This window comes from Janthinobacterium sp. OK676, from assembly GCF_900103595.1.
Lineage (GTDB): Bacteria > Pseudomonadota > Gammaproteobacteria > Burkholderiales > Burkholderiaceae_D > Janthinobacterium.
Genome location: NZ_FNHA01000002.1, coordinates 403,715 through 430,494, shown reverse-complemented (window position 1 = coordinate 430,494; position 26,780 = coordinate 403,715). Strand labels below are relative to the sequence as shown.

Sequence of the window (26,780 nt, the reverse complement as noted above, 5' to 3'; positions counted from 1 at the left end):
GCCGTTGCCAGCTGGCGCTGAAACTCCTCAAGGAAGAAGACATGTATTTCAACGACGTTTCGACGCCTGACAAAACCATCGCGAGCGGCAGTGATTTGTGGCCGAGAAGCGCAGCGGCACTGTAGTGCCGTGTGCATCGCCGGCCGCAAAGCGCGCCGCGCAGCCGGTTTGGTCAGGTGTTCACTAGTAGCTCCAGCGGACGGATAAACCTACGACCTTGTCATAGCGCCGCACGTCGCGCACATAGTCCGGCGTGTCGTGGTAGTCGCGGTAGGTCGAATCGAGCAGGTTGTTCGCGTCCAGGGTCACCGTGGTGTTCGGGTTGAGCTTGTACGAGACCGACGCGTCCAGGGTCTTGGTTGGCGCCACTGTCAGGTGGATGCCCTTGCCGCGGTAGTTGTAGTCGTCGACGTATTTGTCGCGCCAGCTGTAGGCCAGGCGCGCCGACCACGGTCCCTGTTCGTACAGGCCGACGATATTGGCCGACCACTTCGACATGCCGGTGAACGGGTGCACGCTGCCGTTCAATTCTTCCAGTTCGCCCGTCATGTAGGTGGCGTTCGCCTGCAGGCCCAGGCCGCTCATCCAGCCGGGCAGCTTGTCATAGAACTGCTGGTACGCCATTTCCAGGCCTTGCAGATGGCCTTTCGAGGTGTTGCGCGGACGCGTGATGTCGTACTCGATGCCGCCATACGTTTCCTTGGCCGAGCCGGACAGGATGTAATTCTTGAAGTTGTGGCGGAACACGGTGGCCGTGACGGAACCCGTCTGGGCGAAATACCATTCCAGCGCCACGTCGAGGTTCCTGCCTTCCACGGGTTTGAGGTCGGGATTGCCGCCGCTACCCGTCGGGCGCACCATTTCCAGGCTCTGGCCCAGGCTCACGCCGGGGTTGAAGTCGGCGAAGTTCGGGCGCTGCACGGCTTTGCCGGCCGTCATGCGGGCGATCAGGTCCTGGCGCAGCATGGCTTTCAAGGTCATGCTGGGCAACACGTCCGTGTCCGAGGTTTTTACGCGCACGGGCGTGATGGTGCCGTTTTGCGAGGAATTGCCTTGCAAGTCCTGCTTGGTCTGCACCACGCGCACGCCCAGGGTGCCGTCGACCGGTACTTGCGCCAGGTCAAAGCCGATGCGCGCCTTGCCGTAGACGGCATTGGTTTTTTCCACATCCTTGTAATGGGTCATCGGATCGTCTGGGCTGCGTTCGCTGCTGCCCGTAAACAGCTGGCGCAGCGCGGCCGTGTTGTTGAGCATGAAGTCGCGGCATGGCGTCAGCCAGCTTTGCAGGCCGAAGTTGCCCGTGTTCTCGTGCGAGGTGCACGCCAGGCCGGGAATCGCATCCGCATAGATCGTCGACGTCAGCCCGCCCTGGCCATTTTTTTCGCGGACCGATTCGGCCTTGCGCTTGGCCAGGCGCACGCCGCCCGAGAATTCGCGGAAGAAGCCCGTGCTGTCCATGTCGTAGCTGACGTCGCCGCGCCAGTCGGTCGAGCTGCCTTCGTCGTGACTGTGATTGTCGTAGAAGCCGAGCAGGGTGTAGTTCTTCGGATCCGTCATGTTGTAGCCGGGGTAGCTGATCTGCGCACCGCCGTTCACGTTCGTGCTGCCGATGATGCTGGTCGGATGGGCGAGGAAGTCGAGGATGGGAAATTCGCGCTCGAAGTTGCTCACCGTGCGCGCCAGCTCCGTCGTGGCGCGCAGCTGCGGCGTGATGTCCCAGCGCGCGCCGATGGCGCCTTGCGAACCGATTGAGCGGTCGCGCCGCGCCTGGGTCGAGCCCAGCGTGAACGGCGACCAGGGGCCGTCGATCTTGCCCACCGTGGCCGCCTGATTGGTGCCGGGGATCAGGGTGATGTCCGGGTTCTGGCCCCAGGGCAGCGAACCGACGAAGAACTGGCTGTCGAAGGCGTGCTTGATCAGGGTTGACATGCCTTCCGCATACACTTCCACCTGCGAGTTCGGGCGCCACTGGAAGGCGGCGTTGGCCGCGTAGCGCTTGCGGTCGCCCACGGTGGGGATCATGCCGACGGAATCGGGACCCGTGATGTTGCCCGCGTCGGGGCGCTTGACGGGTTCGGCGTTCCAGATTGTCTCGTCATAGTACCTGCCGCGCTGGTAAGACAGGCCAAGCAGGGCGCCGAATTCGCCGTATTGGGTCTTCCAGCGGTTCGAGACCATGCCGCCGACGTTCGGGTCCGTCGAGCCGGACTTGTCGCGGTGTTCGGCGCGCACGTTGCCCGATGCCGTAAAACCCTTGAAATCGAACGGGCGGTTGGTGCGCACGTCGACCACGCCGGCCGTGCCGCCTTCGACCATGTCGGCGCCCTGCGATTTGTACACGTCCACGCGCTGCAGCATGGCCGTCGGGATGTCGGCCAGGTACAGGCTGCGGCCCACGGACGTGAACATTTCGCGGCCGTTGAGCAGGGTCACCACGCCAGGCAAGCCGCGGATGATGACGGTGCCCGCTTCACCGCCTTCGCGGCGGATCTGCACGCCCGTCACGCGGCCGAGGATTTCGGCCACGTTCTTGTCGGGGAATTTGCCGATTTCATCGGCGACGATGGAGTCGACCACCTGGTCGTTGTTTTTCTTGATCGTCTGCGCGCTTTGCGCCGCCCTGCGCACGCCCGTGACGGCGACGACGGCCATGCCGGCATTGTCGGCCGGCGCCGGCGCCGCCGTTTCTTCCACCGGTGTTTCCACTGCGGGCGCCTGTTGCGCCCGGACGGAAGCGCTGCTCAGCAGGCCGGCGCCGGCCAAGGCGGCCACCGTCGCCTTCAAGGTCAAGCGTGTGTTTTGTCGGGACGTGCGGGTGCCCGGTGCCATCAATTGCATCATCTTGTCTCCACCTGTATTTTAGTTATGTTGAGAACGCTGCGGCAGTCGCCGCCAGAGCAGGAACTGGCTCAGGAAGCATGGTAGGGGGGAATGACTTTGCGCCACAAATGACTTCTTTTGCGATGTCCATATCAATTCCGGTATCCCTGCCGCATTCATGCGCCTGCCGGCCTTGCCCGCTCTCCACACGTGGCGAAAATAGTTTTGTATTTTTTGCCGGCGGCGGCGTTGAGGTAGCGATGCAGCGGCACCAGACGGGGCGTCGCCATCCCACTCAATGAAAGGAAGCACCATGTTGGCATCCACTATCACCGAACCGTTGCTGCGGCACTTGCAAGCGGACGGATATCAGGCGCAGATCGACAGCGATGGCGATATCGTCTTCCGTTTCGAAGGCATGGGCTATGTCCTGTGCTTTGACGCCGATGACGCGCAATTTGGAAAACTGCTGTTGCCGAATGTGTGGAGTATCGATACACAGGAAGAGCTGCTGCGCGTGCATGCCGCGCTCGATGAAGTCAACCGCCGCATCAAGCTGGTGAAAGGCCATGTGCAGCGCGGCCAGGTGTGGTTCTGCATCGAGATGCTGCTGCTCGAGCAGCAGCACTGGACGCATTTCCTCGCGCGTGCCACCCGCGCCATCGCGCATGCGGCGACGCTGTTTGCCAGCGAGATGCGGGCCGGCGCGCTGGCCGCGCAGGCGATCGGGAAAGCCGGTGCCGACTGAGGCGCAGGGATGAAAAAGGGCGGCCCGCAGGCCGCCCTCGTGCGCAGCGATGCTGTGCTTAGGCTTCGGCGACGCGCTTGGCGATGTGCGCCAGCGCTTCTTCCACCTGGTCGATCAGGATCAGGCACAGGTCGCCTTCGCCGAGGCGTGCCAGGGCCTTGTCGATGGCGACGAATTCGCCGTTGATTTCATCGATATGGCTGGTGCGCTTGGCGCCGTTCAAACCCTGGCGCAGCAATGCCACGACTTCGCCGTCGGCGCGGCCGCGCTGGCACTGGTCCTGGTACAGGAGCACGTCGTCGAAGGCGGCGCCAAGGATTTCCGTCTGCTGGCGGATGTCTTCGTCGCGGCGGTCGCCGGCGCCGCTGATGACGACCGAGCGGCGCTTGGCCGGCATGCTTTCCACCGCCTGCACCAGTGCCAGGATGGCGTCCGGATTGTGGCCGTAGTCGGCGATCAGGGTGGCGCCCTTGTAATCGAACACGTTGAAGCGGCCCGGCGCATTGTCGGCTTCATTGGCAAAGGTTTTCAAGCCCAGCGCGATGGTTTTCCAGTCCAGGCCCACGGCCCAGGCGGCGGCCAGGGAGGCCATGACGTTGTCGACCTGGAAGCCGATGGCGCCGTTGCGCGTGATCGGCACCTGCGACAGGGCGATTTCGTGGCGTTCCTTGCCTTGCGCCGCGACCAGCTTGCCGTCTTCCACGTACACGACGCGGTTGCCCTGCGCGCGGTGCGTGGCCATTACGGGATGCGTCTTGTCGGCGGCGAAGAAGGTCACCGTGCCGCTGCAATTCTTGGCCATGCGGGCCACGGCCGGATCGGTGGCGTTCAACACGGCCACGCCGCTGTCGGCCACGTTCTGCACGATCACGCGCTTCAGGACCGCGAGGTCTTCCACGGTGGTGATGTAGTTCAGGCCCAGGTGGTCGCCCGCGCCGATGTTCGTCACCACGGCGACCTGGCAGCGGTCGAAAGCCAGGCCTTCGCGCAGCATGCCGCCACGCGCCGTCTCGAACACGGCCGCGTCCACGTCCGGGTGCAGCAGCACGTTGCGCGCGCTGCGCGGGCCGCTGCAGTCGCCGCTGTCGATCTGGCGTCCTTCGATGTACACGCCATCGGTATTGGTCATGCCCGTGCGCAGGCCCGACGTGGTGAGCAGGTGGGCGATCAGGCGCACGGTGGTGGTCTTGCCGTTGGTGCCGGTGACGGCAACGACGGGAATGCGGCCATCGTCGCCTTCGGCGAACATGGCGGCGATGATGGCTTCGCCCACAGGGCGCGGCTTGCCGAACGACGGCGCCAGGTGCATGCGCAGGCCCGGTGCGGCGTTCACTTCCACGATGCCGGCGTTCTGCTCTTCCAGCGGTTTCAGGATGCTGTCGGAGACCACGTCCACGCCGCAGATGTCCAGGCCCACCATGTGTGCGGCCGCGACGGCGCGCGCCGCCACTTCCGGGTGCACGTCGACGGTGACGTCGGTGGCCGAGCCGCCCGTCGACAGGTTGGCGTTATTGCGCAAGATCACGCGCTGGCCGACCGGCGGCACGGAGTCGGCCACGTAGCCCTGCTTGGCCAGGCTGGCCAGGGCGATGTCGTCGAAGCGGATTTTCGTCAGCGATGTGGCGTGGCCGCTGCCGCGGCGCGGATCCAGGTTGACCTGGTCGACCAGTTCGCGCACCGTATGCTGGCCGTCGCCCACCACTTGCGGCGGGTCGCGGCGAGCCGCCGCCACCATCTTGTTGCCGATGACGAGCAAGCGGAAATCGTGGCCCGGCAGATAGCGTTCGACGAGGATATCGTCGCGGAATTCCTGCGCCGCGAGAAAGCCGGCCGTCAGCTGTTCGCGCGTGGTGACGTTGACGGTGACGCCCTTGCCCTGGTTGCCATCTTTTGGCTTCACGACGACGGGCAGGCCGATCTCGCATGCGGCGGCCCAGGCATCGTCCGCATCGATGGCGACGCGGCCTTGCGGTACGGGCACGCCGGCCGAGTCCAGCAGCTTCTTGGTCAGTTCCTTGTCTTGCGCGATGGCTTCGGCGATCGCGCTGGTGCCGTCCATTTCGGCGGCCTGGATCTTGCGCTGCTTGCTGCCCCAGCCGAACGTCACCAGGCTGCCTTCGGTCAGGCGGCGGAACGGGATGTTGCGCGCCACGGCGGCGTTGACGATGGCGCCCGTCGATGGACCGAGGCGCACGTCTTCATCGAGTTCCTGCAACTGCTGCAGGGCGCCGGCCAGGTCGAACGGCGCATCGTCGAGCGCGGCGCGGCACAGCTGCTGCGCCAGTTCTAGGGCCAGGCGGCCGACGGCTTCCTCCGAATATTCGACGACGACCTGGAAGATGCCCGTTTCCAGGGTCGGCGTGGTGCGGCTGAAGGTGACCGGGCAGCCGGCTTGCGCCTGCAGGCCCAGCGCCGCCAGTTCCAGCACCTGCGCCATTGGCGCGGCGTTGTAGTTGCCCAGCGGTTGCAGCGGGCTCAGTTGCGGAAAGAGTGCGCGCAGGCGGGCTTCGAAGCCGGGCAGCTGGGCGATGTCGAGTTCCTGCGTGGTGCAGGAAACAATGGCTTCCACGGCGGTGTCGTGGCTCCAGAGGTTAGGGCCACGCAAGGCCCGTACGCGAGATACTTCCATAATTAAACCGTAATCCTGTTGTGTTCTTGTGGGCCCGGCCGTCCTGGCCGGGCTTGAGTGCTGCTTTGCCTCAGTTGCCGATGCAGCCGGGAGCCGCGTCGAAGGTACGTAAACCGGCGCAGATCAGATCGACGGGCAGATTCATGGCCCAGGCGGCGGCCGCGACGGCCAGCACGCTGTCGACATTGCCGGCCGTGGCCGGTTTCAGCAGGTCCAGGCACAGCAACACCGTTTCGATGCCGCCTTCGGCCAGCACGATGTGGTTGCCGCGCACGAAGACGGCGCGCTGGCCGGCGGCCAGTTGCGCCGCGATGGCTGGCAAGCCGCCATCCTGCGCATACAGGGTCACGGTGCCGTCGCACAGTTCGGCCAGTTCCAGCACGTGCGCGTTGGCGGCGTTGAGCACGGCCACGCCCGTCGGCACCACCACGTCGACCTGGCTGCGCACGGCCTTGTACAGGCCCGCTTCATCCAGCACGTCGAAATCCTTGACGCTATCGAGGCTGCCCATGTCCGTGACGATGCCGACCTGGCATTTGTCGTAGGCCAGGCCTTCGGCCAGGATCATGCGCGGATTGCTCTCGAACAGGGCCGTCTGCACGGTGCGGTTGAGCAGCAAACGCTGGCCCGCGTCCCAGTTCACGCAATCGCTGCTGACGACTCTGCGCTGGTCCAGATACATGCCTTCGCTGCAGACGGCGCCCGTATGCAGACCCGACAGGTTGAGCAGCTTGCACAGCATGCGCACGATCAGGCTGGCGCCGCGCGTGCCCGTCACGCCGATCAGCGGAATGCGGCCCGTTTCCTCGGGCGCGAACAGGTGGTCGACGATGGCCGCGCCGACAGGGCGGGGCTGGCCCACGCCCGGCTTGATGTGCGCCAGCAGGCCAGGGCTGGCATTGACTTCGATGATGGCGCCGCGCTGCTCTTCCAGCGGACGCGTGATGTCGGTGGTGACCAGGTCGATGCCGGCGATGTCCAGGCCGACCACGCGCGCGGCCAGCAGGGCCGCATGCACGACGGACGGATGCACGTCGTCCGTGACGTCGATGGCCACGTTGCCGTTCGGCTGGATCAGCACTTTCTGGCCCGCCTGCGGCACGGACAGGGCGGTCATGCCCTGGCGCTGCAGTTCCAGCACGATTTCACCCGATTCGTGCGGCTTGACGGTACCCAATGGGAAGTCTTCGCCTTCGCCGCGGCGCGGGTCGATATTGATCTGCGCGTTCACCAGTTCCAGCACGCTGGAGGTGCCGTCGCCATCGACCCACAGCGACTCGCCCTTGGCGGCCGCGATCAGCTTGTTGCCGACGACGAGCAGACGGTGTTCGTCGCCCGTGATGAAGCTTTCCACCAGCACGGCCGAGCTGTCGCCCTTGCGCGCGGCCAGCGCGTAGGCGGCCTTCACGTCCGCTTCCGTCATCAGGTTCAGCGAGACGCCGCGGCCATGGTTGCCGTCATACGGCTTGACGACGACGGGCACGCCGATGTCCTGCGCTTCTTCCCAGGCCGCTTCGGCGCTGCGCACCAGGCTGCCTTCAGGGACGCGCACGCCGCACGATTTGAGCAGGAATTTGGTGAGATCCTTGTCACTGGCGATGCCTTCGGCAATCGCGCTGGTGCGGTCCGTTTCGGCCGTCCAGATGCGGCGCTGCGCGGCGCCGTGGCCCAGTTGCACCAGGTTGCCGTCGTTCAGGCGCAGGGAAGGAATGCGGCGCTCGGTGGCCGCATCGACGATGCTGGCCGTGCTCGGGCCCAGGCAGCGCGAATCGACCATGTCGCGCAGCGGCGCCAGGGCCGCTTCCAGGTCGTAGGCTTCATCGTTGATGGCGGCCATCAGCAGTGTGCGCGCGGCGGCCAGGGCGGCGCGGCCCACGTGCTCTTCGCGCGTGCGGAAGGCCATCTTGTAGACGCCGCGCCGGCTGGTCGAACGCGTCTGGCCGAAGCCCGTGCGCATGCCTGCCAGGTTTTGCAGCTCCAGCACCACGTGCTCGAGGATGTGGGCCGACCACGTGCCTTCGCGCAGGCGCTCGAAAAAGCCGCCCCGTTCGCCCACGCCGCAGCGGTGCTCGATCATGCCGGGCAGCCACGCCACCAGGCGCTCGTACAGGCCGGGCAGGGTATTGGATGGATAGTCTTCCAGTTCGCCGATGTCGACCCAGGCTTCAATCACCGGGCGGTAAGTCCAGATGTTGGGGCCGCGTAAGTGGGTGACGCGGACGAATTCGATGTTCTTCTTCTTGATCATGTAAGTGGTTTCTTGATAACAAGCCAGGCGTCTGGGCGCCAGATACTTTATGTTGGCTCTACAGAGTCTTTTCAGGCTCTTGCTTGGTTCTTTATCCCGGGTATGCGCAGTGTGCCACTTTTAGTGGTCTCTTGTCGCGTTTGCTTCTCGTATTCTGCTGGTGTTGCCATTCTAATTGTTACTAATTGTTGCCATACTTGTTATAAAGATACCGACTCCGGGCCAAGCTGGAGCATTTGCGCAACAGCGGGCTGTTGTATACTTGCTCCTGTACGTTGGCCGCTGATTTTTTTGCTTCGTTTTGCCATCATTCCTTACCGGCAGGCATCCATTCGATACAATACAGGAAATTGCCACTGGTGCATCCACCTCGCCATCGCGCAGTACACAAACATTGATCGGGCGACTGCCCCATCCCCCAAATCCCGCCCTGAAGGGCTTGGCCTCGAGCCGGAGTATGCTTTACGATGACAACTGAACTGAGTGTTCCTGCAACAACTATTCCCCTCACTTCGCTGCCGGAACACTGGCTGGCGGAAGTGGAAAGCAACCTTTCTCCAGGGGAGAACGTTTTAAGTAGCGTTGAGGTTGACCTCGATGCGCGATTACGTTTCACAAAAGGCATAATAGTTGTCACCGAGAAGCGTTTGCTGGCCCGTTCGCCGGGCGATACCGTCTGGAAAAGTTGGTCTTTCCGCCACGGATTGCGCCTGACGCACCACGACCACGCCGGCGTCGGCCACCTGGAACTGTTCGACGACCACGGCCGCCTGGCGTCGTGGCGCTTCACCCTGGGCCAGAACCTGCATGCGATCCGCGTGCTGGAACAGTTCGTCGAGCGCCTCGACAGTCACCTGACGGGCCAGCCCGTGCTGGAAGCGGAGCAGGAAGTGTGCCCGAGCTGCAAGGCGCCTCTGGAGCCGGAGCAGGAAGAATGCCCGATCTGCGCCAAGGTGCTGCACACGCCGCCATCGACCTGGACCCTGTTCCGCCTGTGGCGCTTCGCCCATCCCTACCGCGGCCAGCTGGCCCTGGGCTTCATGCTGATGCTGCTGAGCACGGCTGCGCACATGATTCCACCGTACCTGACGGCGCCGCTGATGGACAATGTGCTGATCCCGTATCAGAACGGCAAGCACATCGACCCGTGGCTGGTGGTGTACTACATGAGCGGCTTGCTCGGTTCGGCCCTGCTGGCCTGGCTGCTGGGCTGGGGCAAGACCTATGTGCTGGCCCTGGTGTCCGAACGCATGGGCGCCGACTTGCGCTCGGCCACGTATGAACACCTGATGAAACTGTCGCTGGAATTTTTCGGCGGCAAGCGCACGGGCGACCTGATGGCGCGCATCGGCAGCGGCAGTGACCGCATCTGCGTCTTCCTCTCGCTGCATCTGCTCGATTTTGCTTCCGACGTGCTGATGATCATCATGACGGGCGTGATCCTGTGGTCGATGAATCCGTGGCTGGCCATCATGACCCTGGCGCCATTGCCCTTCATCGCCTGGATGATCCACCTGGTGCGCGACCGCCTGCGCACGGGCTTTGAAAAGATCGACCGCGTGTGGAGCGAAGTGACCAACGTGCTGGCCGATACGATTCCCGGCATCCGCGTGGTGAAAGCGTTTGCGCAGGAAAAACGCGAAGCGGCCCGCTTCCGCGACGCCAACGCGCACAACCTGGCCGTCAACGACAAATTGAACAAGGTCTGGTCGCTGTTCTCGCCGACCGTCTCGTTCCTGACGGAGATGGGTTTGCTGGTCATCTGGTGCTTTGGCATCTGGCAGCTGTCGCGCGGCGAAATCACCGTCGGCGTGCTGACCGCCTTCATCGCCTACAGCACGCGTTTTTATGGCCGCCTCGACTCGATGAGCCGCATCGTCTCCGTGACGCAGAAATCGGCGTCGGCCGCCAAGCGCATCTTCGACATCCTCGACCACGTGTCGAGCGTGCCGGAACCGGCGCAACCGGTGAAACTGGACAAGATCGAAGGTCGCATCGACTTGCGCGAAGTCGGCTTCCGCTATGGCAACCGGGCCGTCAACCGCGGCATCACCCTGAACATCAAGGCCGGCGAGATGATCGGCCTGGTAGGCCACAGCGGTTCGGGCAAGAGCACCCTGGTCAACCTGATCTGCCGTTTCTACGACGTGTCGGAAGGGGCGATTCTGCTCGACGGCGTGGACATCCGCTCGTTCGCCGTCTCCGATTACCGCCGCAACATCGGCCTGGTGCTGCAGGAGCCGTTCCTGTTCTTCGGCACCATCGCGGAAAATATCGCCTACGGCAAGCCGCACGCGACGCGCCAGGAAATTATCGCCGCCGCGCGCGCCGCGCATGCGCACGAATTCATCCTGCGCCTGCCGCAAGGCTACGATTCGATGGTGGGCGAGCGTGGTCAGGGCTTGTCCGGCGGCGAACGCCAGCGCATCTCGATCGCCCGCGCGCTGCTGATCGATCCGCGCATCCTGATCATGGATGAAGCGACATCGTCGGTCGACTCGGAAACGGAAAAGGAAATCCAGAAGGCGCTGGACAACCTGGTACAGGGCCGCACGACGATCGCCATCGCGCACAGGCTGTCGACCCTGCACCGCGCCGACCGCCTGGTGGTGCTGGACCGCGGTCAGGTCGTCGAAGTGGGCAGCCATGATGAATTGATGGCGAAAGAGGGCGCCTATTTCCGCCTCTACGAAGCACAGGCGCGCAACAACGAACTCGCGCTCGACGACAAGGAATAAGCATGGCCAGCACAACTTTTACATTACACCGCGACACCTTCGGCAAGCTGGTGATGACGGACGCGAACGGCCAGGTTTTTGAGGGCGTGGCGCCCGTGCGCGCCTTCCCCATCCAGTCGCCGTCGGAAGGCATTTCGCTGGTGCTGGGCGATGGCAAGGAAGTGGCGTGGATCGACCGCCTCGACGCCTTGCCGGAACCGGCGCGCAGCCTGCTGCAGGAAGAGCTGGAAGGGCGCGAATTCATGCCCGAGATCGCGCGCGTGAAAAGCGTTTCCAGCTTCGCCACGCCGTGCACCTGGCATGTCGACACGGACCGGGGCGAGACGCAGTTCGTGCTGAAAGGCGAGGAAGACATCCGCCGCATCGGCGCCACCTCGCTCTTGATCGCCGATAATCACGGCATCCACTTTTTGATACGCGACATGTTCAATATCGACAAGACGACGCGCAAGATACTGGACCGCTTCCTGTAAGAAACCTCCTGGAATACGGTGCGGCGCCGCCGCTCATGCCGTTCAGCTTGCGCTGAGCGGCATTTTTTTGACCTTGTGCTTTTCTTGTGACTTGCCTCATTTGAGCTATACTAACGTCTTAAAGGAGGTGACTATGGAACGACACATTGATGCTCCCGTCCCGGCTCAGCAATCGAGGACGCTGTACGAAGGCATGGCGCTGTACGGTTTTGATACTGATGCGCGCATTGCGCTGATACGGCGGGGTATTCCAGCCTCGACGATCAGCCGGCTGTCCGCGCGCATGGGCATGAGCAAGGAATTCCTGTTGTCCAGCCTGGGACTGTCGCGCGCCACCATCAGCCGCAAGGAAAAAGACGCCAGCTTGCTGTCGAAGGATGAATCGGAGCGCGTGCTGGGGATTGAAACCCTGATTGGCATGGTGCAGGCGATGGTCGAACAATCGGGCGATCCCGCCGGTTTTGACGCGGCGCGCTGGGTCTCCGATTGGCTGAGCAAACCGCTGCCTGCGCTGGCGGGTGCCACGCCGGCCAGCTACATGGACACCTTCGAGGGGCAAAAACTGGTGGCGGAATTGCTGTCCATGACGCAGAGCGGGGCCTATGCATGAACGTGCTCTGGCGTATTGCCGTCGAGACGCCAGCTTATGCCGCCAGTGACCTGAGCGGCACCGGCGCCAGGATCACGGGTGGCCGCTGGAACAGCAAGGGCGCGCCCGTCGTGTATTGTTCGACGAGTATCGCCCTGGCCACCCTGGAAACCGTGCATTACCTGCGGGGCGGCGGCCTGCCATTCAACCGTTACCTGGTGCGTATCGCCATTCCCGATGGCGTGTGGAGTGCGCGTCAGGTACTCGATCCATTTCCTGGCGGCTGGGACGCCATACCGGCCGGCTTGTCGGGCAAGCGGGCTGGCGATGGCTGGATTGCAGCGGGAAAATCCGCCTTGTTGCTGGTGCCTTCCGTGATCGTGCCCGACGAATACAATGTCTTGCTCAACCCCCGCCATGCCGATGCCGCGGCGGTCACCGCCAGCACCGTCAGGCGATGGAGCTACGATCCCCGGTTTTTCCCCTGACGCACGCTTACTGAAACGCCACTTCCGCAAAGCTGCGTAATTTCCGGCTGTGCAGGCGATCCACGCCCTGGCGGCGCAGCAGTTCCACGGCGCGGATGCCGATGCGCAGATGCTGGTCGACCCGTTCGCGGTAGAAGTGGTTGGCCATGCCGGGCAGCTTGATTTCGCCGTGCAGCGGCTTGTCGCTCACGCACAGCAGGGTGCCGTAGGGGACGCGGAAACGGAAGCCGTTGGCGGCGATCGTCGCGCTTTCCATGTCCAGCGCGATGGCGCGGCTCTGGCTGAAACGGCGCTCCGGCGTGCGCTGCGGCAGCAGTTCCCAGTTGCGGTTGTCCGTGCTGGCCACCGTCCCCGTGCGCATGATGTGTTTCAAGTCATGCCCCGTCAGCTGGGTGATTTCCGCCACGGCCGTTTGCAGCGCCTGCTGGATTTCCGCCAGCGGCGGTATCGGCACCCACAGCGGCAAGTCTTCGTCGAGCACGTGGTCTTCGCGCACGTACGCATGCGCCAGCACGTAGTCGCCCAGGCTTTGCGTGGTGCGCAAGCCGGCACAGTGCCCCAGCATCAGCCAGGCGTGCGGGCGCAGCACGGCGATATGGTCGGTGATGGTCTTCGCATTGGCCGGTCCCACGCCGATATTGACCATGGTGATGCCGCTGCCGTCCGCGCGCAGCAAATGGTAGGCGGGCATCTGCGGCAGGCGCGGCGGCGCGGCGCCCAGCGCATCCTCGCTCTCGACCGTCTGGCCGACCCTGCGCGTGACCACGTTGCCCGGTTCGACAAAGGCGATGTAGCCATCGTCGTCCGAGGGCGCGGTCGCATCGGGCGCGCGCTCCATCATGGCGTGGCCCAGGCGGATGAATTCGTCGATGTAGAACTGGTAATTGGTAAACAGGACGAAGTTCTGGAAGTGCTGTGGCGAGGTGCCGCTGTAGTGGCGCAGGCGCTGCAGCGAGTAGTCGACGCGCGGTCCCGTGAACAGCGACAGCGGCTGCGCTTCGCCGTGCGCCGGTTCGTGCGTGCCGTTGGCGATGCCGTCGTCCATGGCTGACAGGTCGGGCAGGTCGAACAGATCGCGCATGGCCATGCGGCGTCCCGCATCCATATTGCCCTCGATATGGTCATGCTCGGCGAACGAGAAATGCACGGGGATGGGCTGGGCGCTGACGCCCACTTCCAGGTGCACCGTCTGGCCGCCGTTATGGTTTTTCAGCAGCAGGGTGAACTGGTCGAGGTAGTAATCTCCAAACAGGTCGGGGCGCGTCAGGGTGGTTTCAAACACGCCCGGGCCGGCGACAAAGCCGTAGGCCAGCGGCGAGTCGGCGCGCGCCACGGTATCGGTCTGGATGCGCACGAAGGGGTAGCAGGCGCGCACTCTTTCGTGCATGTCTTCGCCGGCGACAAAGCGCTGCAGCGCATCGCGCAAATGTTCGATGCTGCTGCGGTAAATGGCTTGCACTTGTTCCAACGCCAGGCGTGGATCGTCGAAGCGGGAGGAGGCGATGAAGGGGGGCGTAAGCAAGCGGATTCTCCTTGTAGCGGTTCGTGCATACCATTGTAAGGCAGCGGGGCAACTCTTGTCGGCGCATCTGGGGCCGCTTGACGGATTCAAATAGAATCTGTATTCTATTTGAATGGTCAGACTAGCCAAATTCAACGAAAACAACTTCATCGACAGCGCGATCGCCGTCGCCGCCCAGTGCGGCGTGGGCGCCGTCTCGATGGCCGCCATCGCCGTCAAGGCCGGCGCGCCCATCGGCTCCGTGTATCACCGCTTCGATTCGCGCAACGCCATCCTGGCGCGCGCCTGGCTGCGCGTGAAAAGCGACTTCCGCGAGGAAGTGGCCAGCCGCTGGCTCGGCGGCGACACCTGGGCCGGCGTGCACGGCTTGCTGGACTGGTGCCGGCGCAAACCCGTGTATGCGCGCTTCCTGCTGCAATGCGCGGACAACCCCGATTTCAGCAACGGCCTCAGCGAGGAATTGCTGGCCGCCGTAGAAGAAGAGCAGGCCGCGCTCGACGCCTGCTTTGCCCGCTGCGCCGAGTCCATGCCCGCCACGACGGAGCTGGACCTCGATCACATGCTGCTCAAATTCGTGCTGATCGACGCGCCCGTGGCCGTCGTCAAGCCTTACCTGACCCAGGAGCGACCGATACCGGCCAGCGTCGACGCCATGCTGCGCGCCTCGCACGACGCCGTGCGCGGCTGGGCCGCCCACCCCACCTCACACTAACAAAGAAAAGAATCCCCATGCGCTATTCCACCCAGCTTGAACACGGCAAGAAAATCCCCCTGCACGACGAAGAAGGTTTCATCGGCATGCGCGCGGCCGGCCGCATCGCCGCCGACACGCTCGACTACATCGCGCCTTTCGTGAAACCGGGCGTGTCGACGGCCAAGCTCGACGCCCTGTGCGAAGAGTTCATGCGCGCCGCCGGTGCCATCCCGGGTACCATCGACTACCACGGCTACAAGCACGCCAGCTGCATCTCCGTCAATCACGTGGTCACGCACGGCATCCCGTCGGACACCAAGATCCTCAAAGTGGGCGACATCCTCAACATCGACGTGACGCCGAAGTTCAACGGCTGGTTCGGCGACACCAGCCGCACCTTCAAGGTGGGCGCCGTGTCCATCCTGGCCAATCGCCTCGTCAACACGGCATATGAAGCCATGATGGCCGGCATCCACACCGTGCGTCCGGGCGCGACCCTGGGCGACGTGGGCGCCGCCATCGAAGCGGTGGCCAAGGCGCAGGGCTTTTCCTCCGTGCGCGACTTCTGCGGCCATGGCGTGGGCCAGGTCTTCCACGACACGCCGCAAGTGCTGCACTATGGCCGCGCCGGCACGGGCATCGTGCTGGAGCCGGGCATGATTTTTACCATCGAACCGATGCTCAACGTGGGCAGCTACCAGGTCAAGGTCTTGCCCGACAAATGGACGACGGTGACGAAGGACCGCTCGCTGTCGGCGCAGTTCGAGCACTCGCTGGCCGTCACGGACACGGGCTTTGAAATCTTTACCCTGACCGGTTCGACCGAGCCGCTGGTGTAAGCATGGATGACGCGCGCCGGCAGCAGCTCACCGATATCGTCGCCGCGAAAGCCGGCGTGGATGTCGCTTGCGCGGCGCGCCACCTGGCGCTGCATGACGACGACGTGGCGGCCGCCCTGCGCGGCATCGAGGCCGAACGTTATACGCTGACGCAGCGTCTGCTGAATAAATACCGGCGCGATCCGGAAGACGCGCTGCAGCACGTGGCGCTGGCCGTGCTGCAGCAGGAAGGCATCGGCATCGGCAGCGACAGCGTGCTGCGCGCGGAGCGCATCGCGGCCCTGGCGCCGCCCGTCGCTGGCATGGTGATGCTGGCCGAGTGGCTGGCCTATGTGGACTGGGAAGGTTACGACAGCGCCCTGTACGTGAATATCGACGCGGTGGCGGCGCTCATCGCCGGCGCACTGGACCTGCCCGAGGTGGCCGCCAATCTGCTGCAAACGCGCGACGAAACGGTGTTCGAAGCGCAGCGCCCCGCGCTGGCTGCCGCCGCCCTGCTGTTCATCGAACGCCACATCGCGCTCTTTCCCTGAGAGTGCCCTGCGTCTTACAATGGCGGCAAGCACCGTTGCCCCATTTTGAAGACTTCCGCATGAGCGATTTTCCCGAAGATATCTACACCGAGCCGTCCGCCGACGTGCACACCCTGAACAACCTGGGCCCCTTGACGGGCATGGCCGGCATCTGGACGGGCACGCGCGGCCTGGACGTCAAGCCGAAAGCGGACGGCCCGCGCAAGCAGGCCTTCGTCGAGCGCATCGAACTGCAGCCGATCGACCCCGTCACCAACGGCCCGCAACTGTTCTACGGCTTGCGCTACTACATCCACATCACCAAGCCGGATCAAGTCAAGACGTATCATGAGCAGGTCGGCTACTGGCTGTGGGAACCGGCCACGGGCGCCGTGATCCAGACCCTGGCCATCCCGCGCGGCCAGATCGCCATGGCGTCCGGCACGACGACGGCCGACGCCACCAGTTTCGAACTGGTGGCCAAGCGCGATTCGACGGCGTACGGCATCTGCTCGAATCCCTTCCTCGAACACGCATTCACCACCGTCGAATACCGGATCAAGGTCGATATCCACGCCGATGGCACCTGGGGCTACGACGAAGACACGGTCATGCTTATCCGCGGCAAGGACGAACCGTTCCACCACACGGACCGCAACCTGCTGACGAAAATCGCCGAGCCGACGCCGAACCCGATGGCCTTGCAGGCACTGGCGGCGGCAGCTTAAGGTTTGCCTTGCGCCACCGCCTTGATGGCCCGTTCTTCTCCCATGGCGGCGGCGATCTTCCAGCGCTGCATGGCGCTGGCGCGGTCCGGGCGCGCCAGGCCCGCGCCTTCCCAGTCCATCAGTCCCAGGTTGTAGATGTCGCCCGCGCTGCCCTTGTCGGCGGCCAGGGTGAACCATTTGCGCGCTTCCTTGTGGTTGACGGGAATCTGGTAGCCGCGCACGTTGTACAGGCCCAGCAAGTGCATCGCTTGCGCATTGCCCTTGTTCGCCGCCTGTTTCAGCAGGTCGAGGCCGCGCGCCATGTTGCGCGGTTCCTGCCAGCCTTCTGCCAGCATCACGCCTTTCGCCGTTAATGCATAGCTGTCGTTCTTCACGAGGCCCTTGCCGATCAGGGGCTTGGCGGCCACCTGGCGCGCTTGCCGCTGCTGCGCCGTTGGCGCGGTGACGGGACCGGGCTTGCCTTCGCCCATCAGCAGCATCCAGCCATACAGGCCATACGCGCCCGCGTCGCCCTTGCCGACCAGGCTTTCCAGCATGGCCAGGGCCTGCGCCTTGTCGCCATTTTCGTACAGCTTGACGGCCTTGGCGCTGCTCGCATCCGGCGGCACGGGCGCTGGCGCATGGGGCGCGACGGGGGCCGAGGCCATGGCCGTTTGCGGCGGTGGGGACACCGGGCGCACGCGCACGGGCAAGCCATAGCTGGCGGCCAGCACGGCCAGGCTGGCGGGCGCGAGGATCAGCACTTGCGCCAGCTGGTTGCGGCGTCCCTTGCCGGCGATGCCCATGGCCCGTTCGGCTTGCCGCTCGCCGCCCAGCGCCTCGCTCAGCACGGCTTTCACCTTGCGGTTGAACAGCCAGTAGCCGGCGCCCGTGACGAGCAAGCCGGCGACGGCGGCCGCACCGCGCCCGGCGAAGAACCAGGTGGCGATGGCGGCGGCCAGCGCGGCCAGCGCGCTTTTCCACCAGAATTGCTTGGCCAGCCGCGTGTAGACCTGGCGCAAGGCGCCGAGCACGCAGGTGCGCACATTGTTGGCATAGTCGGCGGAGACGACATCGACGTGCGCGTGGTCGGCTTCTCCGCTGAGGACGGATTCGATGACGTCCGCATTCAGTTCCGAGGCGGCCACGTCGCGCAGCGGCGTCAGCAAGCCTTGCACGTGGGCGGAGAACAGGCCGTCGTCGGCGCTGCCGGCCAGCGCGTCGCTGAGCGCCTTGAGGTCGCCGCGCAGCAGCTTTTCCACGATGTCGTCCAGGGTCAGCCAGCGCAAGTCCGTGCCGTACGCCACCAGATGGTGCTTTTCTGCGTTGCATGATGCATCGAGGCGCACGATGCGCAGCTTGCCGCCATACAGGGCGTCGACTTCCTGCGGCTGGTCTTCATTGTAAATGCTCACTTTCGCCAGGGCGAGGCTGCTGGCAATGTCCGCCAGTGAGTGCACGCTTTCCTTGTCGCGGATGCGGCGCGCGTCGTCGGGCGCCTGCTTGGGCAGGCTGACGCTGTAGCCCGGCGTCACGTGCACGTCGACCCAGGCCGCCTTGCCCACCTTGCCGGAACCGTCGCACGGGTTGCAGCGCAAGTCGCCCACGCCGCTGCAGGTACGGCACGTCACGCTGCCGCTGGCGCGGCAGGTGCCGCAATTGATGTTGCCGGAGCCGTGGCAGCTATTGCACGTGACCTTGCCGTAGCTGCAATGGTAGCAAGAGCGGTATTCGGTGCGGTACTGGGGCCGCGTTTCGCTGTGGTAGCTGGTGTGCGAGCTGCCGTTGCTGTAGGTGGTAGTGGGTACTTGCACCGTAATGTAGTCGGTGACTTGTTCGGAGACCGTGCCGCTGCCGCTGCAATACGAGCACGATACCTTGCCGCTGCCGTAGCAGCCATAGCCGTCGCAGCTGACGGTGCGCCCGCCATGGCAGTTCCAGCACGTTTCCGTCGTCGCGCCGTGGCAGGTGTGGCAGCCGATGCGGCCTTTTCCATGGCAGTTGCCGCAGGTGTCCAGATGCCAGTACTTGACGGCGTGCGGCAGGTAGATGCCCGCCTCGACGCCGTCGTAGGCCTGGCCCGGCTGGCGCAGGGCATTGTCGAGCTTGCCGGCCGCGCGGCGCAGCCTTTCCTTCTCCTGCGCGTGAGCGAGTGCTCCCACCTCGTGGGAGCCACAGCGGCAGTCATTGCCCGCTGGCGTGAAATAGCCATTGATGACGCGCTGCTCGAAGCGCGCCTCGAGCGCGTAGTTCGCCTGCAGCGAAAAATCCTGCAGCACGTCTTCCTCGTCCAGCGGCGTGATGTCCTGCGGCTCGAAGCGCGTCTTGTCCTGCACCAGGGAGCGCAGCTTGCCCAGCACCGTGGGTATTTCTTCCTTGTCGAGCTTGAGGGGCGCTGGCGCCGTCACGGCCATTGCGGATGCCTGGGGCATGTCCTCGCTGCCCTCGATATCGGTGGCCGTGTCGGTGCTGGGGTTCATGCGCGTCCTTTTGCTCTCTGGAAAGATGTTTGAATTTTAGCATCCCCATATGACAAACCATGACAAAGCCGATCCGCTTTTTCAGCGCAAGCCGCGGCGGAACTGGTCGGGCGTGCCGCCGCCCTGGCGGCGAAACATGGCGATGAAGGCGGAAGCCGTGCTGTAGCCCAGTTCCAGCGCGATCGCCTGCACGGTGTCGCCTTTTTCCAGCAGGGGCAGGGCGGCCAGGAAGCGCTGGCGCTGGCGCCATTCGCCAAACGGCATGCCCAGTTCGCGCTGGCAGCGGCGCGCCAAAGTGCGTTCCGTGACGTGCAATTGCGCGGCCCATTCGGCCAGTGAGCGGTTACTGCCGGGCTCCGCCTGCAGGGCGGCCAGCAGCGCCGCGATGACGGGCTCGTCGCTGCCTGGCAGGTAGTTGCGGCTGCACGGCGCCAGCCGCAGCTGGTCGACCAGCACCTGCGCCAGGCGCTGGTCGGCTTCGGTGGCGGGCGTGGTGACGTTGCGCGCGGCGAAGTCGCCGAGTATGGCCTTGAGCAGGGGACTCAATACCAGCGCGCACGGCTGCGCCGGCAACTGCGTGCACAGGCTGGCGTCGATGTAGGCGGAGTGAAATACGACATCCTGGCGGATATAGCCGTCGTGCAAGGTCTCGGGCGGTATCCATACGGCGTACTGGGGCGGCGACAGGTAGCGCTGGCCCGCCACCATGATTTCCATCACGCCTGTGGAGCAATACGTGAGCTGTCCCCACGGATGGCTCTGGTAATCGAATTGCTGGTGCGCGTGGTAATCGTCGAGGCGGAAATACACGGGATAGGGCAGGACGTCGGAAACGGCGGGGAAATGCTGGTTGCTGGCCATGGTGTCTTTGTCCTGTTCTTCGCATCGTTTGTCCGATTTTCATTATATCCATGGAATCAGACCATGCGAAAATGGCGGTCTTGAACACTGGAGTACGCCACATGCAAGCCAAGCACTATCTGTTACCCGTGATCGCCGTGCTGATCTGGGCCATCAATACCATCGTCAGCAAGATGGCCGTCGGCGTGATCGACCCGGCCGCCATCTCGTTCTATCGCTGGCTGCTGGCCGGCGTGCTGCTGGCGCTCGTGTTCGGCCGCGCCGTGTGGAAGCAGCGGGCCGTGGTGCGGCCGTATCTGGGCAAGCTGTTTGTGCTGGGCATGCTGGGCATGGTCATGTACCAGTGCCTCGCCTACATCGCCGCGCAAACGACGACGGCGACCAATATGGGCATCCTCGCCTCGCTGATGCCGCTGCTGGCCGTGGGTCTGTCCGTGCTGCTGCTGGGCGAGACGCCCACCGTGGGCGGCGTGTTTGGCGGTCTCGTGTCGCTGCTGGGACTCGCCTACTTGCTCAGCCATGGCGACCCGGCCGCCCTGATTGCGCACGGCGCGGCCGTGGGCGACGCCCTGATGTTGCTGGCGTGTTTGTCGTATGCGGGCTATGGCGTGCTGCTCAAGCGCTGGAAGATTCCCCTGAATAACTGGCACTCTCTGCTGATCCAGGTCTGGTGCGCCGTGCCCGTGCTGTTCGTGTATTACCTGAGCCAGTCCGCGCCGTCCGTCACGGGCGCCGGCTTGCCGCTGGTGCTGTTTGCCGGCATCCCCGCCTCCATCATCGCGCCGTTTTTATGGATGCATGGCCTGGCCAAGCTGGGTCCGAGCCGCGCGACGACCTTGATGAATCTGCTGCCCGTCTTCACGGTGATCATCGCCATGCTGTTCCTTGGTGAAACCCTGCACAGCTACGATGTGATCGGCGGCGGCGTGACCCTGCTGGGCGTGGTGATGGTGCAATACCTGAAACGTCCGCTGCGCCGCGCACCGGCATAGTTTTTTTGCTATGCTGGTGTTTTGAACAAGGAGGCGCCATGCCCAGCATCGATACACTGTTGAGTGAACTTGAAACGTTTGGCGTGTCCAATGATGCGGCGCACACGGCGCGCGCCAGCCGCATGCTCAACATCACGCGCGACACGGGTGAATTGCTGGCCGTGATGGTGCACGCGCGCGGCGCGCGGCGGGTGCTGGAACTCGGCACCTCGAACGGTTATTCCACCTTGTGGCTGGCACGCGCCGTGCAGGCGCTGGGCGGCAGTGTCGTGACGGTGGAAAAGGCGCAGGACAAGTTCGACATGGCGCACGACAACTTCGTGCGCGCGCAATTGCAGGGCGTGATCGGGCAATTGCTGGCGGATGCGGGCGACGTGCTGCGCGATGCGGCGGACGGCGCCTACGATTTCATCTTCCTCGATTCCGCGCGCCAGCAATACGCGCAGTGGTGGCCGCAGCTGGACCGCGCGCTGGCGCCCGGCGGCGTGCTGGTGGTCGACAACGCCAGTTCGCACTACGCGGACATGGCCGACTTTATCGAGGCCATCCGCGCCGACAGCCGCTACACGACGTGCCTGGCCACCGTCGGCAAGGGCGAATTCATCGCTGTCAAGGCAGGCAACTAGTTATTCAGCAACTATTCAGCAACGATAGCCGCTTCCAGCACGCGCACCAAGGATTCCACGCCTTGCGCGTCGACGTCGTCGAAACGGCCCGTCAACGGGCTGTCGAGGTCGAACACGCCGATGGTCTGGCCGTGCGCAAACACGGGCACCACCAGTTCCGAACGGGAATTGACGTCGCAGGCGATGTGGCCGGGAAACGCATGCACATCGTGCACGACGATGGACTTGCCTTCGACCACCGTGGTGCCGCACACGCCGCGTCCCTTTTTGATGCGGATGCAGGCCGGCTTGCCCTGGAACGGTCCCAGCACCAGTTCATCGCCCTTGAGGAAATAAAAGCCGGCCCAGTTGAGGCCCGGCATGGTGTTGAAGACCAGCGAACTGAAGTTGGCCGTATTGGCGATCAGGTCGCTCTCGCCCGACAGCAAGCCTTGCAGCTGCGAGCGCAAGTCCGCGTACATGGCTTGTTTTGCTGCGGGGGTGTCGGTGCCGTAGGCGGCGTCGCTGATGGTAAACGTCATGGTCGTGGTGGCGCTTGAAAATGGGGAAGGCGACATGGTAGCGCGTCTGGCGCATCCGCGCGCGGCCCTTACTTTGTCAGGTGTTCCTGCGCCAGCTGGCGCAGCAGTGGCAGGGCCGCATGACCGGCATCAGGCTGCCAGGCCAGGCCGATGCCGGCCGCCAATTCCTCACCCTCCGCCAGTTGCCGGTAGGCCACGCCATCCATGCGCAGCGCGCGGAACGAGTCGGCCAGCAGCGCCATGCCCTTGCCGGCCGCCACGTCGCCGAGCAGCACATGGTGGTCGGGCGCTTCGCGCAAGAAATGCGGCGCGAAGCCATGGCGGCGGAATACTTGCTGGCAATGGTCGAAAAAGGCGGGCTGGCGCGCCCGTTCGAACCAGTAGATGGGTTCCTGGGCGATGTCAAGCAGGCTCAGCTTGCGCTTTTTCGCCAGCCGGTGCCCGGCGGGCAGGGCCAGCATCATGGGTTGGCGCGCCAGCGGCTGCACTGCCAGTTCGAACGCGGCGCTGGGCAGCGCAAGCAGGGCCGCATCGAGCTGGCCCTTGCGCACGGCGGCGACCAGGCGCGGCGACGGCGCGGCCGTCAATTCCAGGCGGATATTGCCCAGTTGCTCCTCCAGCGCCGCCAGCAAAGGACGGAACAGGCCGGCCGCCACGGAACTCGTCAAGCCCAGGCGCAGGCGCGCGGGGGCGCTGTCTTGTCGCAGCGATTGCTGTGCAATATCGAGCAAATCGAGGATGTGCAGCGCCTGCGGCAGCAGGGTACGGCCCGCTGGCGTCAAGGCCACGCCTTGCGTGTCGCGTTCGAACAGGCGCGCGCCCAGCCTGTCTTCCAGCCCCTTGATGGCGCGCGACAATGGCGGCTGGGTCATGTGCAATTGCTCCGCCGCCTGGCGGAAGTTCAGGCAGCGGGCGACGGCGCAAAACAGGCTCAAGGCATGGGTATCGAGGGCTCTCATACCAGAAAGGTATCACGAAATCGGGCATTCCCTTGCCAGCCGGCGCGGTCCAGACTGGCGGCATCGAGTCAACCACCGAGGAGAGCAGCATGCAACAACGACGCATCGGCAATAGCGGTATGAGCAGTTCGGCATTGGGCCTGGGTTGCATGGGCATGTCGGAATTCTATGGCGCCACGGACGAGGCGCAATCCTTGGCCACCCTGGAAGCGGCCCTGGCGGCGGGCGTGACCCTGTTCGACACGGCCGACGCCTACGGTTTCGGCCACAACGAGCAATTGCTGGGGCGCTTTTTGGCGCGCCACCCGGGCCAGGCCCTGGTCGCCAGCAAGTGCGGCCTGGCGCGCGAGGCGGGCAGCTATGCGCGCCGCGTCGACAATTCCCCGGCCTACATCCGCCAGGCCTGCGAAGCGTCGCTGGCGCGTCTGGGCGTCGAGCGCATCGACCTGTTCTATCTGCACCGCCTGAACCTGGAGACGCCACTGGAAGAGTCGATGGGTGTGCTGGCGCAACTGCGGCAAGAGGGCAAGATTCGCGCCGTGGGCTTGTGCGAAGTGAGCGCCGTCACTTTGCGGCGCGCGGCGGCCATCTGCCCCGTGGCGGCCGTGCAGAGCGAATACTCGCTGTGGACGCGCGAACCGGAGCAGGGCGTGCTGGCCGCCTGCCGCAGCGTGGGCGCCAGTTTCTTTGCCTACAGCCCGCTGGGGCGCGGTTTCCTCACGGGCGCCATCGCCGATGCGGCCAGCCTCGACGCGGGCGACTTTCGCCACTTCAATCCCCGCTTCGCGGCCGAGAACCTGGCGCGCAACCAGGCCATCGTCGCGCAGGTCAAGGACATGGCGCGCACGAAAGGCTGCACCCCGGCCCAGCTGGCGCTGGCCTGGCTGCTGGCGCAAGGCGACGACATCATTCCCATTCCCGGCACCAAGCGCATCGCGTATTTGCAAGACAACCTCGGCGCGCTGGCCGTGCAGCTGGACGGGGCGGAACTGGCGGCGATGAACGCGGCCTTTCCCTTGGGCATGGCGGCCGGCGCGCGCTATACGGAAGAAGGGATGAAGGGCGTGGATGCCTGAGAAAAAAAGCTATGTCACCGTCAGATGTGGGAATGCGCCCAGTGTTGCCTTCAATAACGTTTCGGGTGAGCGGATGCGTCTGGCGTCGAGTATCCAGCACCACCCCAGGTAGTTCGGCAGATACCGTGTCGCCACGCCATGAAACGGCCCCAGCCATTGTCGCAATCGGCTGTGATACGCGTTGACGTTCTGCACGTGGGCGGCGCCCTGCACGCGGATGCCGGCGCGCAAGTTGACGGCCTGGTGGCTGATACGAGCTTCCCGGGCAAAAGCCCGGTAGGCAGCATGGCCGTCGGAGACCAGCAGCACGTCCTTGTCGATGACGGGCAATCAACAGCGATGCAGCTGCGCCTTTGTCAGCGCCCCTTTGCCCGCAAGTGGTCTGAATGGCAGGCGGGACAGGCCAATCGCGGCTGGGCCACGCTTTCCAGCAGCGCGATGGTCGCGTCGTGTGGAGAGTTGCCATGCAACAGGGCAATGCCTGCCTGCCGCTGGCGTCGGCTCAACCGGGCAAACTGCGCAATCAAGGTGATCCATTCGGCTGGCCGCATGATTGGCTCCCGCAGAGTGAGTATGCAGAGTCAGACAGCACGGCCACAGGAAGATTCCGGCATTTCCCCTACTTGCTGATGACAGAGCCAGAAAAAACGCGTGAGTGTACGCCAGCGTACCTAACTGAAACTTTCTCTACAGGATAATTGCCGGCGATCTGCTAGCATTTGGCAGTGACTGCGCGCTGCGCTTTGCACGCTGTTCAACGGTCAGGTATCCGATGAGGTGGATGTTGTTAGATGACGATATTTTCGATATAGAACTGAAGTTATTGCTTGAGGGAATACTGCTGCGCTATCAGCACGATTTCCGCGATTATTCCGTGGCCTCCCTGCGCCGGCGCATGCGCCAGGCCATGGAGCGCTTCGGCTGCGCCAGCCTGTCGCAATTGCAGGACCGCATCTTGCACGAGCCCGCCATGTTCGCGCAGATGCTGCAGTTTTTCACGGTGCAAGTGAGCGAGATGTTCCGCGATCCCGCGTATTTTCGTGCCCTGCGCGAAAAAGTCGTGCCCATCCTGCATACCTATCCTTCCATCAAGATATGGGTGGCCGGCTGCAGCAGCGGCGAAGAAGTGTGGTCGCTGGCCATCTTGCTGGAAGAAGAGGGCTTGCTCGAGCGCAGCATGATTTATGCGACCGACATCAACGTCGAAGCGCTGACCGCCGCCGAAGCGGGCATCTATCCGATCGAGCGCATCGCCCAGTTCAGCGAGAATTACCAGCTGGCGGGCGGCAAGCGCTCGCTGTCCGACTATTACACGGCCGCCTACAAGGGCGCCATCTTTGACCGGCGCTTGCGGCGCCAGTTCGTCTTCGCCGACCACAGCCTGGCGACGGACAGCGTGTTTTCGGAGGTGCACATGGTTTCCTGCCGTAACGTGATGATTTATTTCAATAAAGACTTGCAGGACCGCAGCCTGGGCCTGTTCCATGAAGCGCTGGTGAACCGGGGCTTCCTGGGCTTGGGCATGAAGGAAAGCCTGCATTTCAGCCGCCATGCGGCCAGCTTCAACGAGCTGAGCCCGGCCGAACGCATTTTCCAGCGTGCCTGACATGCTGCCGACCTGCGACGTCGCGCCGCCGCCCGCCGGCCTGCGCCTGATCGCCATCGGCGCTTCGGCCGGCGGCGTGGAAGCGCTGGGCATCGTGCTGCGCGCCTTGCCCGCGACCTGCCGCGCAACGGTCGTGGTGGTGCTGCACCTGGCGCCGGGCCGCTCCAGTCAGTTGCCGCAGCTGTATGCGGAACGTTGCCAGCTGCCCTTGCGCGAGGCCGAGGACAAGGAGCCGCTGCGGGCCGGCGTTGTGTATTTCGCGCCGCCCGACTACCACCTGCAGGTGGAACCCGATGGCTGTTTTTCCCTGTCGCAGGAAGAACCCGTGTATTTTTCGCGCCCGTCCATCGATGTCTTGCTGGAAACGGCGGCCCTGGCTTACCGGCGAACCATGCTGGCCATCATCCTGACGGGCGCCTCGGCCGATGGTGCGGCGGGCCTGGCGCGCGTGCGGCAACTGGGCGGCAGTGCCTGGGTGCAAGACCCGCAGTGGGCCAGTTGTGGCATCATGCCGGCCGCCGCGCTCAAGCGGGCCGGCGCCGACCGCGTGCTCGATTTGCCGCAGATGGCGGCCAGCCTGGCATTGTTGGGCAATGGCGAACACAAGTGAATGGGAGTGGTGTAGTGCGTGTAATATATGTGAGAATTGAAA

The 26,780-nt window shown here is 64.4% G+C and carries 23 protein-coding genes and 1 pseudogene; 14 read left to right on the top strand and 10 right to left on the bottom strand.

Annotation, left to right across the window (positions count from 1 at the left end):
- Positions 1-183: 183 nt before the first annotated feature.
- Positions 184-2,841, bottom strand: a complete 2,658-nt coding sequence (locus BLU39_RS05495) for a TonB-dependent receptor (RefSeq protein WP_254788893.1) — start codon at positions 2,839-2,841, stop codon at positions 184-186.
- 292 nt (positions 2,842-3,133) lie between these two features.
- Between BLU39_RS05495 and BLU39_RS05490 the strand changes: the two genes are divergently transcribed.
- Positions 3,134-3,568, top strand: coding sequence for a hypothetical protein (locus tag BLU39_RS05490; RefSeq protein ID WP_092710725.1), 435 nt, complete (start codon positions 3,134-3,136; stop codon positions 3,566-3,568).
- A gap of 58 nt (positions 3,569-3,626) precedes the next feature.
- Here BLU39_RS05490 and cphA (BLU39_RS05485) read toward each other — a convergent pair whose 3' ends face one another.
- Positions 3,627-6,197, bottom strand: a complete 2,571-nt coding sequence (gene cphA / locus BLU39_RS05485) for a cyanophycin synthetase (RefSeq protein ID WP_092710722.1) — start codon at positions 6,195-6,197, stop codon at positions 3,627-3,629.
- 70 nt (positions 6,198-6,267) lie between these two features.
- On the bottom strand, positions 6,268-8,445 hold the full coding sequence (gene cphA / locus BLU39_RS05480) for a cyanophycin synthetase (protein ID WP_092710719.1): 2,178 nt from the start codon (positions 8,443-8,445) through the stop codon (positions 6,268-6,270).
- A gap of 467 nt (positions 8,446-8,912) precedes the next feature.
- Between cphA (BLU39_RS05480) and BLU39_RS05475 the strand changes: the two genes are divergently transcribed.
- From BLU39_RS05475 to BLU39_RS05460, 4 genes are all read left to right on the top strand, one after another.
- Positions 8,913-11,183, top strand: a complete 2,271-nt coding sequence (locus BLU39_RS05475) for a cyanophycin metabolism-associated ABC transporter (protein ID WP_092710716.1) — start codon at positions 8,913-8,915, stop codon at positions 11,181-11,183.
- 2 nt (positions 11,184-11,185) lie between these two features.
- Positions 11,186-11,656: a cyanophycin metabolism-associated DUF1854 family protein gene (locus tag BLU39_RS05470; protein WP_092710713.1), complete on the top strand. Its 471-nt coding sequence runs from the start codon at positions 11,186-11,188 to the stop codon at positions 11,654-11,656.
- A gap of 133 nt (positions 11,657-11,789) precedes the next feature.
- Positions 11,790-12,266, top strand: coding sequence for an antitoxin Xre-like helix-turn-helix domain-containing protein (locus BLU39_RS05465; protein WP_232731170.1), 477 nt, complete (start codon positions 11,790-11,792; stop codon positions 12,264-12,266).
- Positions 12,263-12,733, top strand: coding sequence for an RES family NAD+ phosphorylase (locus BLU39_RS05460; RefSeq protein WP_092710710.1), 471 nt, complete (start codon positions 12,263-12,265; stop codon positions 12,731-12,733). The genes BLU39_RS05465 and BLU39_RS05460 overlap by 4 nt, the downstream gene beginning before the upstream one ends.
- A 7-nt stretch (positions 12,734-12,740) precedes the next feature.
- Here BLU39_RS05460 and BLU39_RS05455 read toward each other — a convergent pair whose 3' ends face one another.
- Entirely contained in the window at positions 12,741-14,255 is a 1,515-nt protein-coding gene (locus tag BLU39_RS05455; RefSeq protein ID WP_092710707.1) for an AMP nucleosidase, read from the bottom strand.
- Between the two features lie 112 nt (positions 14,256-14,367).
- Between BLU39_RS05455 and BLU39_RS05450 the strand changes: the two genes are divergently transcribed.
- Genes BLU39_RS05450 through BLU39_RS05435 form a run of 4 tightly spaced genes read left to right on the top strand, consistent with a single transcriptional unit; the run spans position 14,368 to position 17,028 of the window.
- A complete protein-coding gene (locus tag BLU39_RS05450; RefSeq protein ID WP_092710704.1) occupies positions 14,368-14,967 on the top strand; it encodes a TetR/AcrR family transcriptional regulator in 600 nt (199 codons plus the stop codon).
- Between the two features lie 17 nt (positions 14,968-14,984).
- Complete coding sequence (gene map / locus BLU39_RS05445; RefSeq protein WP_092710701.1) at positions 14,985-15,788, top strand: type I methionyl aminopeptidase; 804 nt, start codon at positions 14,985-14,987, stop codon at positions 15,786-15,788.
- A 2-nt stretch (positions 15,789-15,790) separates the two neighbouring features.
- Positions 15,791-16,321 (top strand): hypothetical protein, encoded by a 531-nt coding sequence (locus tag BLU39_RS05440; protein ID WP_092710698.1) that lies wholly within the window; start codon positions 15,791-15,793, stop codon positions 16,319-16,321.
- Between the two features lie 59 nt (positions 16,322-16,380).
- Positions 16,381-17,028 (top strand): FABP family protein, encoded by a 648-nt coding sequence (locus tag BLU39_RS05435; RefSeq protein WP_034750633.1) that lies wholly within the window; start codon positions 16,381-16,383, stop codon positions 17,026-17,028.
- Here BLU39_RS05435 and BLU39_RS05430 read toward each other — a convergent pair.
- Together BLU39_RS05430 and BLU39_RS05425 are read right to left on the bottom strand one after the other, a co-directional pair.
- On the bottom strand, positions 17,025-19,487 hold the full coding sequence (locus BLU39_RS05430) for a tetratricopeptide repeat protein (RefSeq protein WP_092710695.1): 2,463 nt from the start codon (positions 19,485-19,487) through the stop codon (positions 17,025-17,027). The two genes, BLU39_RS05435 and BLU39_RS05430, sit on opposite strands and share 4 nt — an antisense overlap.
- An 81-nt stretch (positions 19,488-19,568) precedes the next feature.
- Positions 19,569-20,348, bottom strand: coding sequence for an AraC family transcriptional regulator (locus BLU39_RS05425; RefSeq protein WP_092710692.1), 780 nt, complete (start codon positions 20,346-20,348; stop codon positions 19,569-19,571).
- A 101-nt stretch (positions 20,349-20,449) separates the two neighbouring features.
- On the opposite strand from BLU39_RS05425, the gene BLU39_RS05420 reads away from it, so the two are divergent.
- Positions 20,450-21,340, top strand: coding sequence for a DMT family transporter (locus BLU39_RS05420; RefSeq protein ID WP_092710690.1), 891 nt, complete (start codon positions 20,450-20,452; stop codon positions 21,338-21,340).
- A gap of 38 nt (positions 21,341-21,378) precedes the next feature.
- A complete protein-coding gene (locus BLU39_RS05415; protein ID WP_092710687.1) occupies positions 21,379-21,966 on the top strand; it encodes an O-methyltransferase in 588 nt (195 codons plus the stop codon).
- A gap of 11 nt (positions 21,967-21,977) precedes the next feature.
- Here BLU39_RS05415 and BLU39_RS05410 read toward each other — a convergent pair whose 3' ends face one another.
- Positions 21,978-22,487 carry a GAF domain-containing protein gene (locus tag BLU39_RS05410; RefSeq protein ID WP_092710684.1) on the bottom strand — a complete coding sequence of 170 codons (510 nt, stop codon included), beginning with the start codon at positions 22,485-22,487 and terminating at the stop codon, positions 21,978-21,980.
- A gap of 68 nt (positions 22,488-22,555) precedes the next feature.
- Complete coding sequence (locus BLU39_RS05405) at positions 22,556-23,446, bottom strand: LysR family transcriptional regulator (RefSeq protein WP_232731169.1); 891 nt, start codon at positions 23,444-23,446, stop codon at positions 22,556-22,558.
- Between the two features lie 89 nt (positions 23,447-23,535).
- Here BLU39_RS05405 and BLU39_RS05400 point away from each other — a divergent pair, with 89 nt between their 5' ends.
- Positions 23,536-24,522, top strand: a complete 987-nt coding sequence (locus BLU39_RS05400) for an aldo/keto reductase (protein ID WP_092710678.1) — start codon at positions 23,536-23,538, stop codon at positions 24,520-24,522.
- Positions 24,523-24,531: 9 nt separating this feature from the next.
- Here BLU39_RS05400 and BLU39_RS28885 read toward each other — a convergent pair.
- A pseudogene (locus BLU39_RS28885) lies at positions 24,532-24,846 on the bottom strand (IS1595 family transposase); the annotation flags it as partial.
- A 32-nt stretch (positions 24,847-24,878) separates the two neighbouring features.
- Positions 24,879-25,073: a hypothetical protein gene (locus BLU39_RS28880; RefSeq protein ID WP_232731168.1), complete on the bottom strand. Its 195-nt coding sequence runs from the start codon at positions 25,071-25,073 to the stop codon at positions 24,879-24,881.
- Between the two features lie 230 nt (positions 25,074-25,303).
- Between BLU39_RS28880 and BLU39_RS05390 the strand changes: the two genes are divergently transcribed.
- Both BLU39_RS05390 and BLU39_RS05385 read left to right on the top strand, forming a co-directional pair.
- Positions 25,304-26,128: a CheR family methyltransferase gene (locus BLU39_RS05390; RefSeq protein ID WP_198511197.1), complete on the top strand. Its 825-nt coding sequence runs from the start codon at positions 25,304-25,306 to the stop codon at positions 26,126-26,128.
- Position 26,129: 1 nt separating this feature from the next.
- Positions 26,130-26,738, top strand: a complete 609-nt coding sequence (locus BLU39_RS05385) for a chemotaxis protein CheB (RefSeq protein ID WP_092710675.1) — start codon at positions 26,130-26,132, stop codon at positions 26,736-26,738.
- Positions 26,739-26,780 lie beyond the last annotated feature (42 nt).

Excerpts from the sequence above, each read along its gene's own strand:
- BLU39_RS05465 (WP_232731170.1), top strand. The coding sequence starts at position 11,790 with ATGGAACGACACATTGATGCTCCCGTCCCGGCTCAGCAATCGAGGACG.
- cphA (WP_092710719.1), bottom strand. The coding sequence starts at position 8,445 with ATGATCAAGAAGAAGAACATCGAATTCGTCCGCGTCACCCACTTACGC.
- BLU39_RS05410 (WP_092710684.1), bottom strand. The coding sequence starts at position 22,487 with ATGACGTTTACCATCAGCGACGCCGCCTACGGCACCGACACCCCCGCA.
- BLU39_RS05440 (WP_092710698.1), top strand. The coding sequence starts at position 15,791 with ATGGATGACGCGCGCCGGCAGCAGCTCACCGATATCGTCGCCGCGAAA.
- BLU39_RS05470 (WP_092710713.1), top strand. The coding sequence starts at position 11,186 with ATGGCCAGCACAACTTTTACATTACACCGCGACACCTTCGGCAAGCTG.
- map (WP_092710701.1), top strand. The coding sequence starts at position 14,985 with ATGCGCTATTCCACCCAGCTTGAACACGGCAAGAAAATCCCCCTGCAC.
- BLU39_RS05435 (WP_034750633.1), top strand. The coding sequence starts at position 16,381 with ATGAGCGATTTTCCCGAAGATATCTACACCGAGCCGTCCGCCGACGTG.
- BLU39_RS05490 (WP_092710725.1), top strand. The coding sequence starts at position 3,134 with ATGTTGGCATCCACTATCACCGAACCGTTGCTGCGGCACTTGCAAGCG.
- BLU39_RS05475 (WP_092710716.1), top strand. The coding sequence starts at position 8,913 with ATGACAACTGAACTGAGTGTTCCTGCAACAACTATTCCCCTCACTTCG.
- BLU39_RS05385 (WP_092710675.1), top strand. The coding sequence starts at position 26,130 with ATGCTGCCGACCTGCGACGTCGCGCCGCCGCCCGCCGGCCTGCGCCTG.
- BLU39_RS05405 (WP_232731169.1), bottom strand. The coding sequence starts at position 23,446 with ATGAGAGCCCTCGATACCCATGCCTTGAGCCTGTTTTGCGCCGTCGCC.
- BLU39_RS05450 (WP_092710704.1), top strand. The coding sequence starts at position 14,368 with ATGGTCAGACTAGCCAAATTCAACGAAAACAACTTCATCGACAGCGCG.
- BLU39_RS05390 (WP_198511197.1), top strand. The coding sequence starts at position 25,304 with ATGTTGTTAGATGACGATATTTTCGATATAGAACTGAAGTTATTGCTT.
- BLU39_RS05495 (WP_254788893.1), bottom strand. The coding sequence starts at position 2,841 with ATGATGCAATTGATGGCACCGGGCACCCGCACGTCCCGACAAAACACA.
- BLU39_RS05460 (WP_092710710.1), top strand. The coding sequence starts at position 12,263 with ATGAACGTGCTCTGGCGTATTGCCGTCGAGACGCCAGCTTATGCCGCC.
- BLU39_RS05425 (WP_092710692.1), bottom strand. The coding sequence starts at position 20,348 with ATGGCCAGCAACCAGCATTTCCCCGCCGTTTCCGACGTCCTGCCCTAT.
- BLU39_RS05400 (WP_092710678.1), top strand. The coding sequence starts at position 23,536 with ATGCAACAACGACGCATCGGCAATAGCGGTATGAGCAGTTCGGCATTG.
- BLU39_RS28880 (WP_232731168.1), bottom strand. The coding sequence starts at position 25,073 with ATGCGGCCAGCCGAATGGATCACCTTGATTGCGCAGTTTGCCCGGTTG.
- BLU39_RS05430 (WP_092710695.1), bottom strand. The coding sequence starts at position 19,487 with ATGAACCCCAGCACCGACACGGCCACCGATATCGAGGGCAGCGAGGAC.
- cphA (WP_092710722.1), bottom strand. The coding sequence starts at position 6,197 with ATGGAAGTATCTCGCGTACGGGCCTTGCGTGGCCCTAACCTCTGGAGC.
- BLU39_RS05420 (WP_092710690.1), top strand. The coding sequence starts at position 20,450 with ATGCAAGCCAAGCACTATCTGTTACCCGTGATCGCCGTGCTGATCTGG.
- BLU39_RS05415 (WP_092710687.1), top strand. The coding sequence starts at position 21,379 with ATGCCCAGCATCGATACACTGTTGAGTGAACTTGAAACGTTTGGCGTG.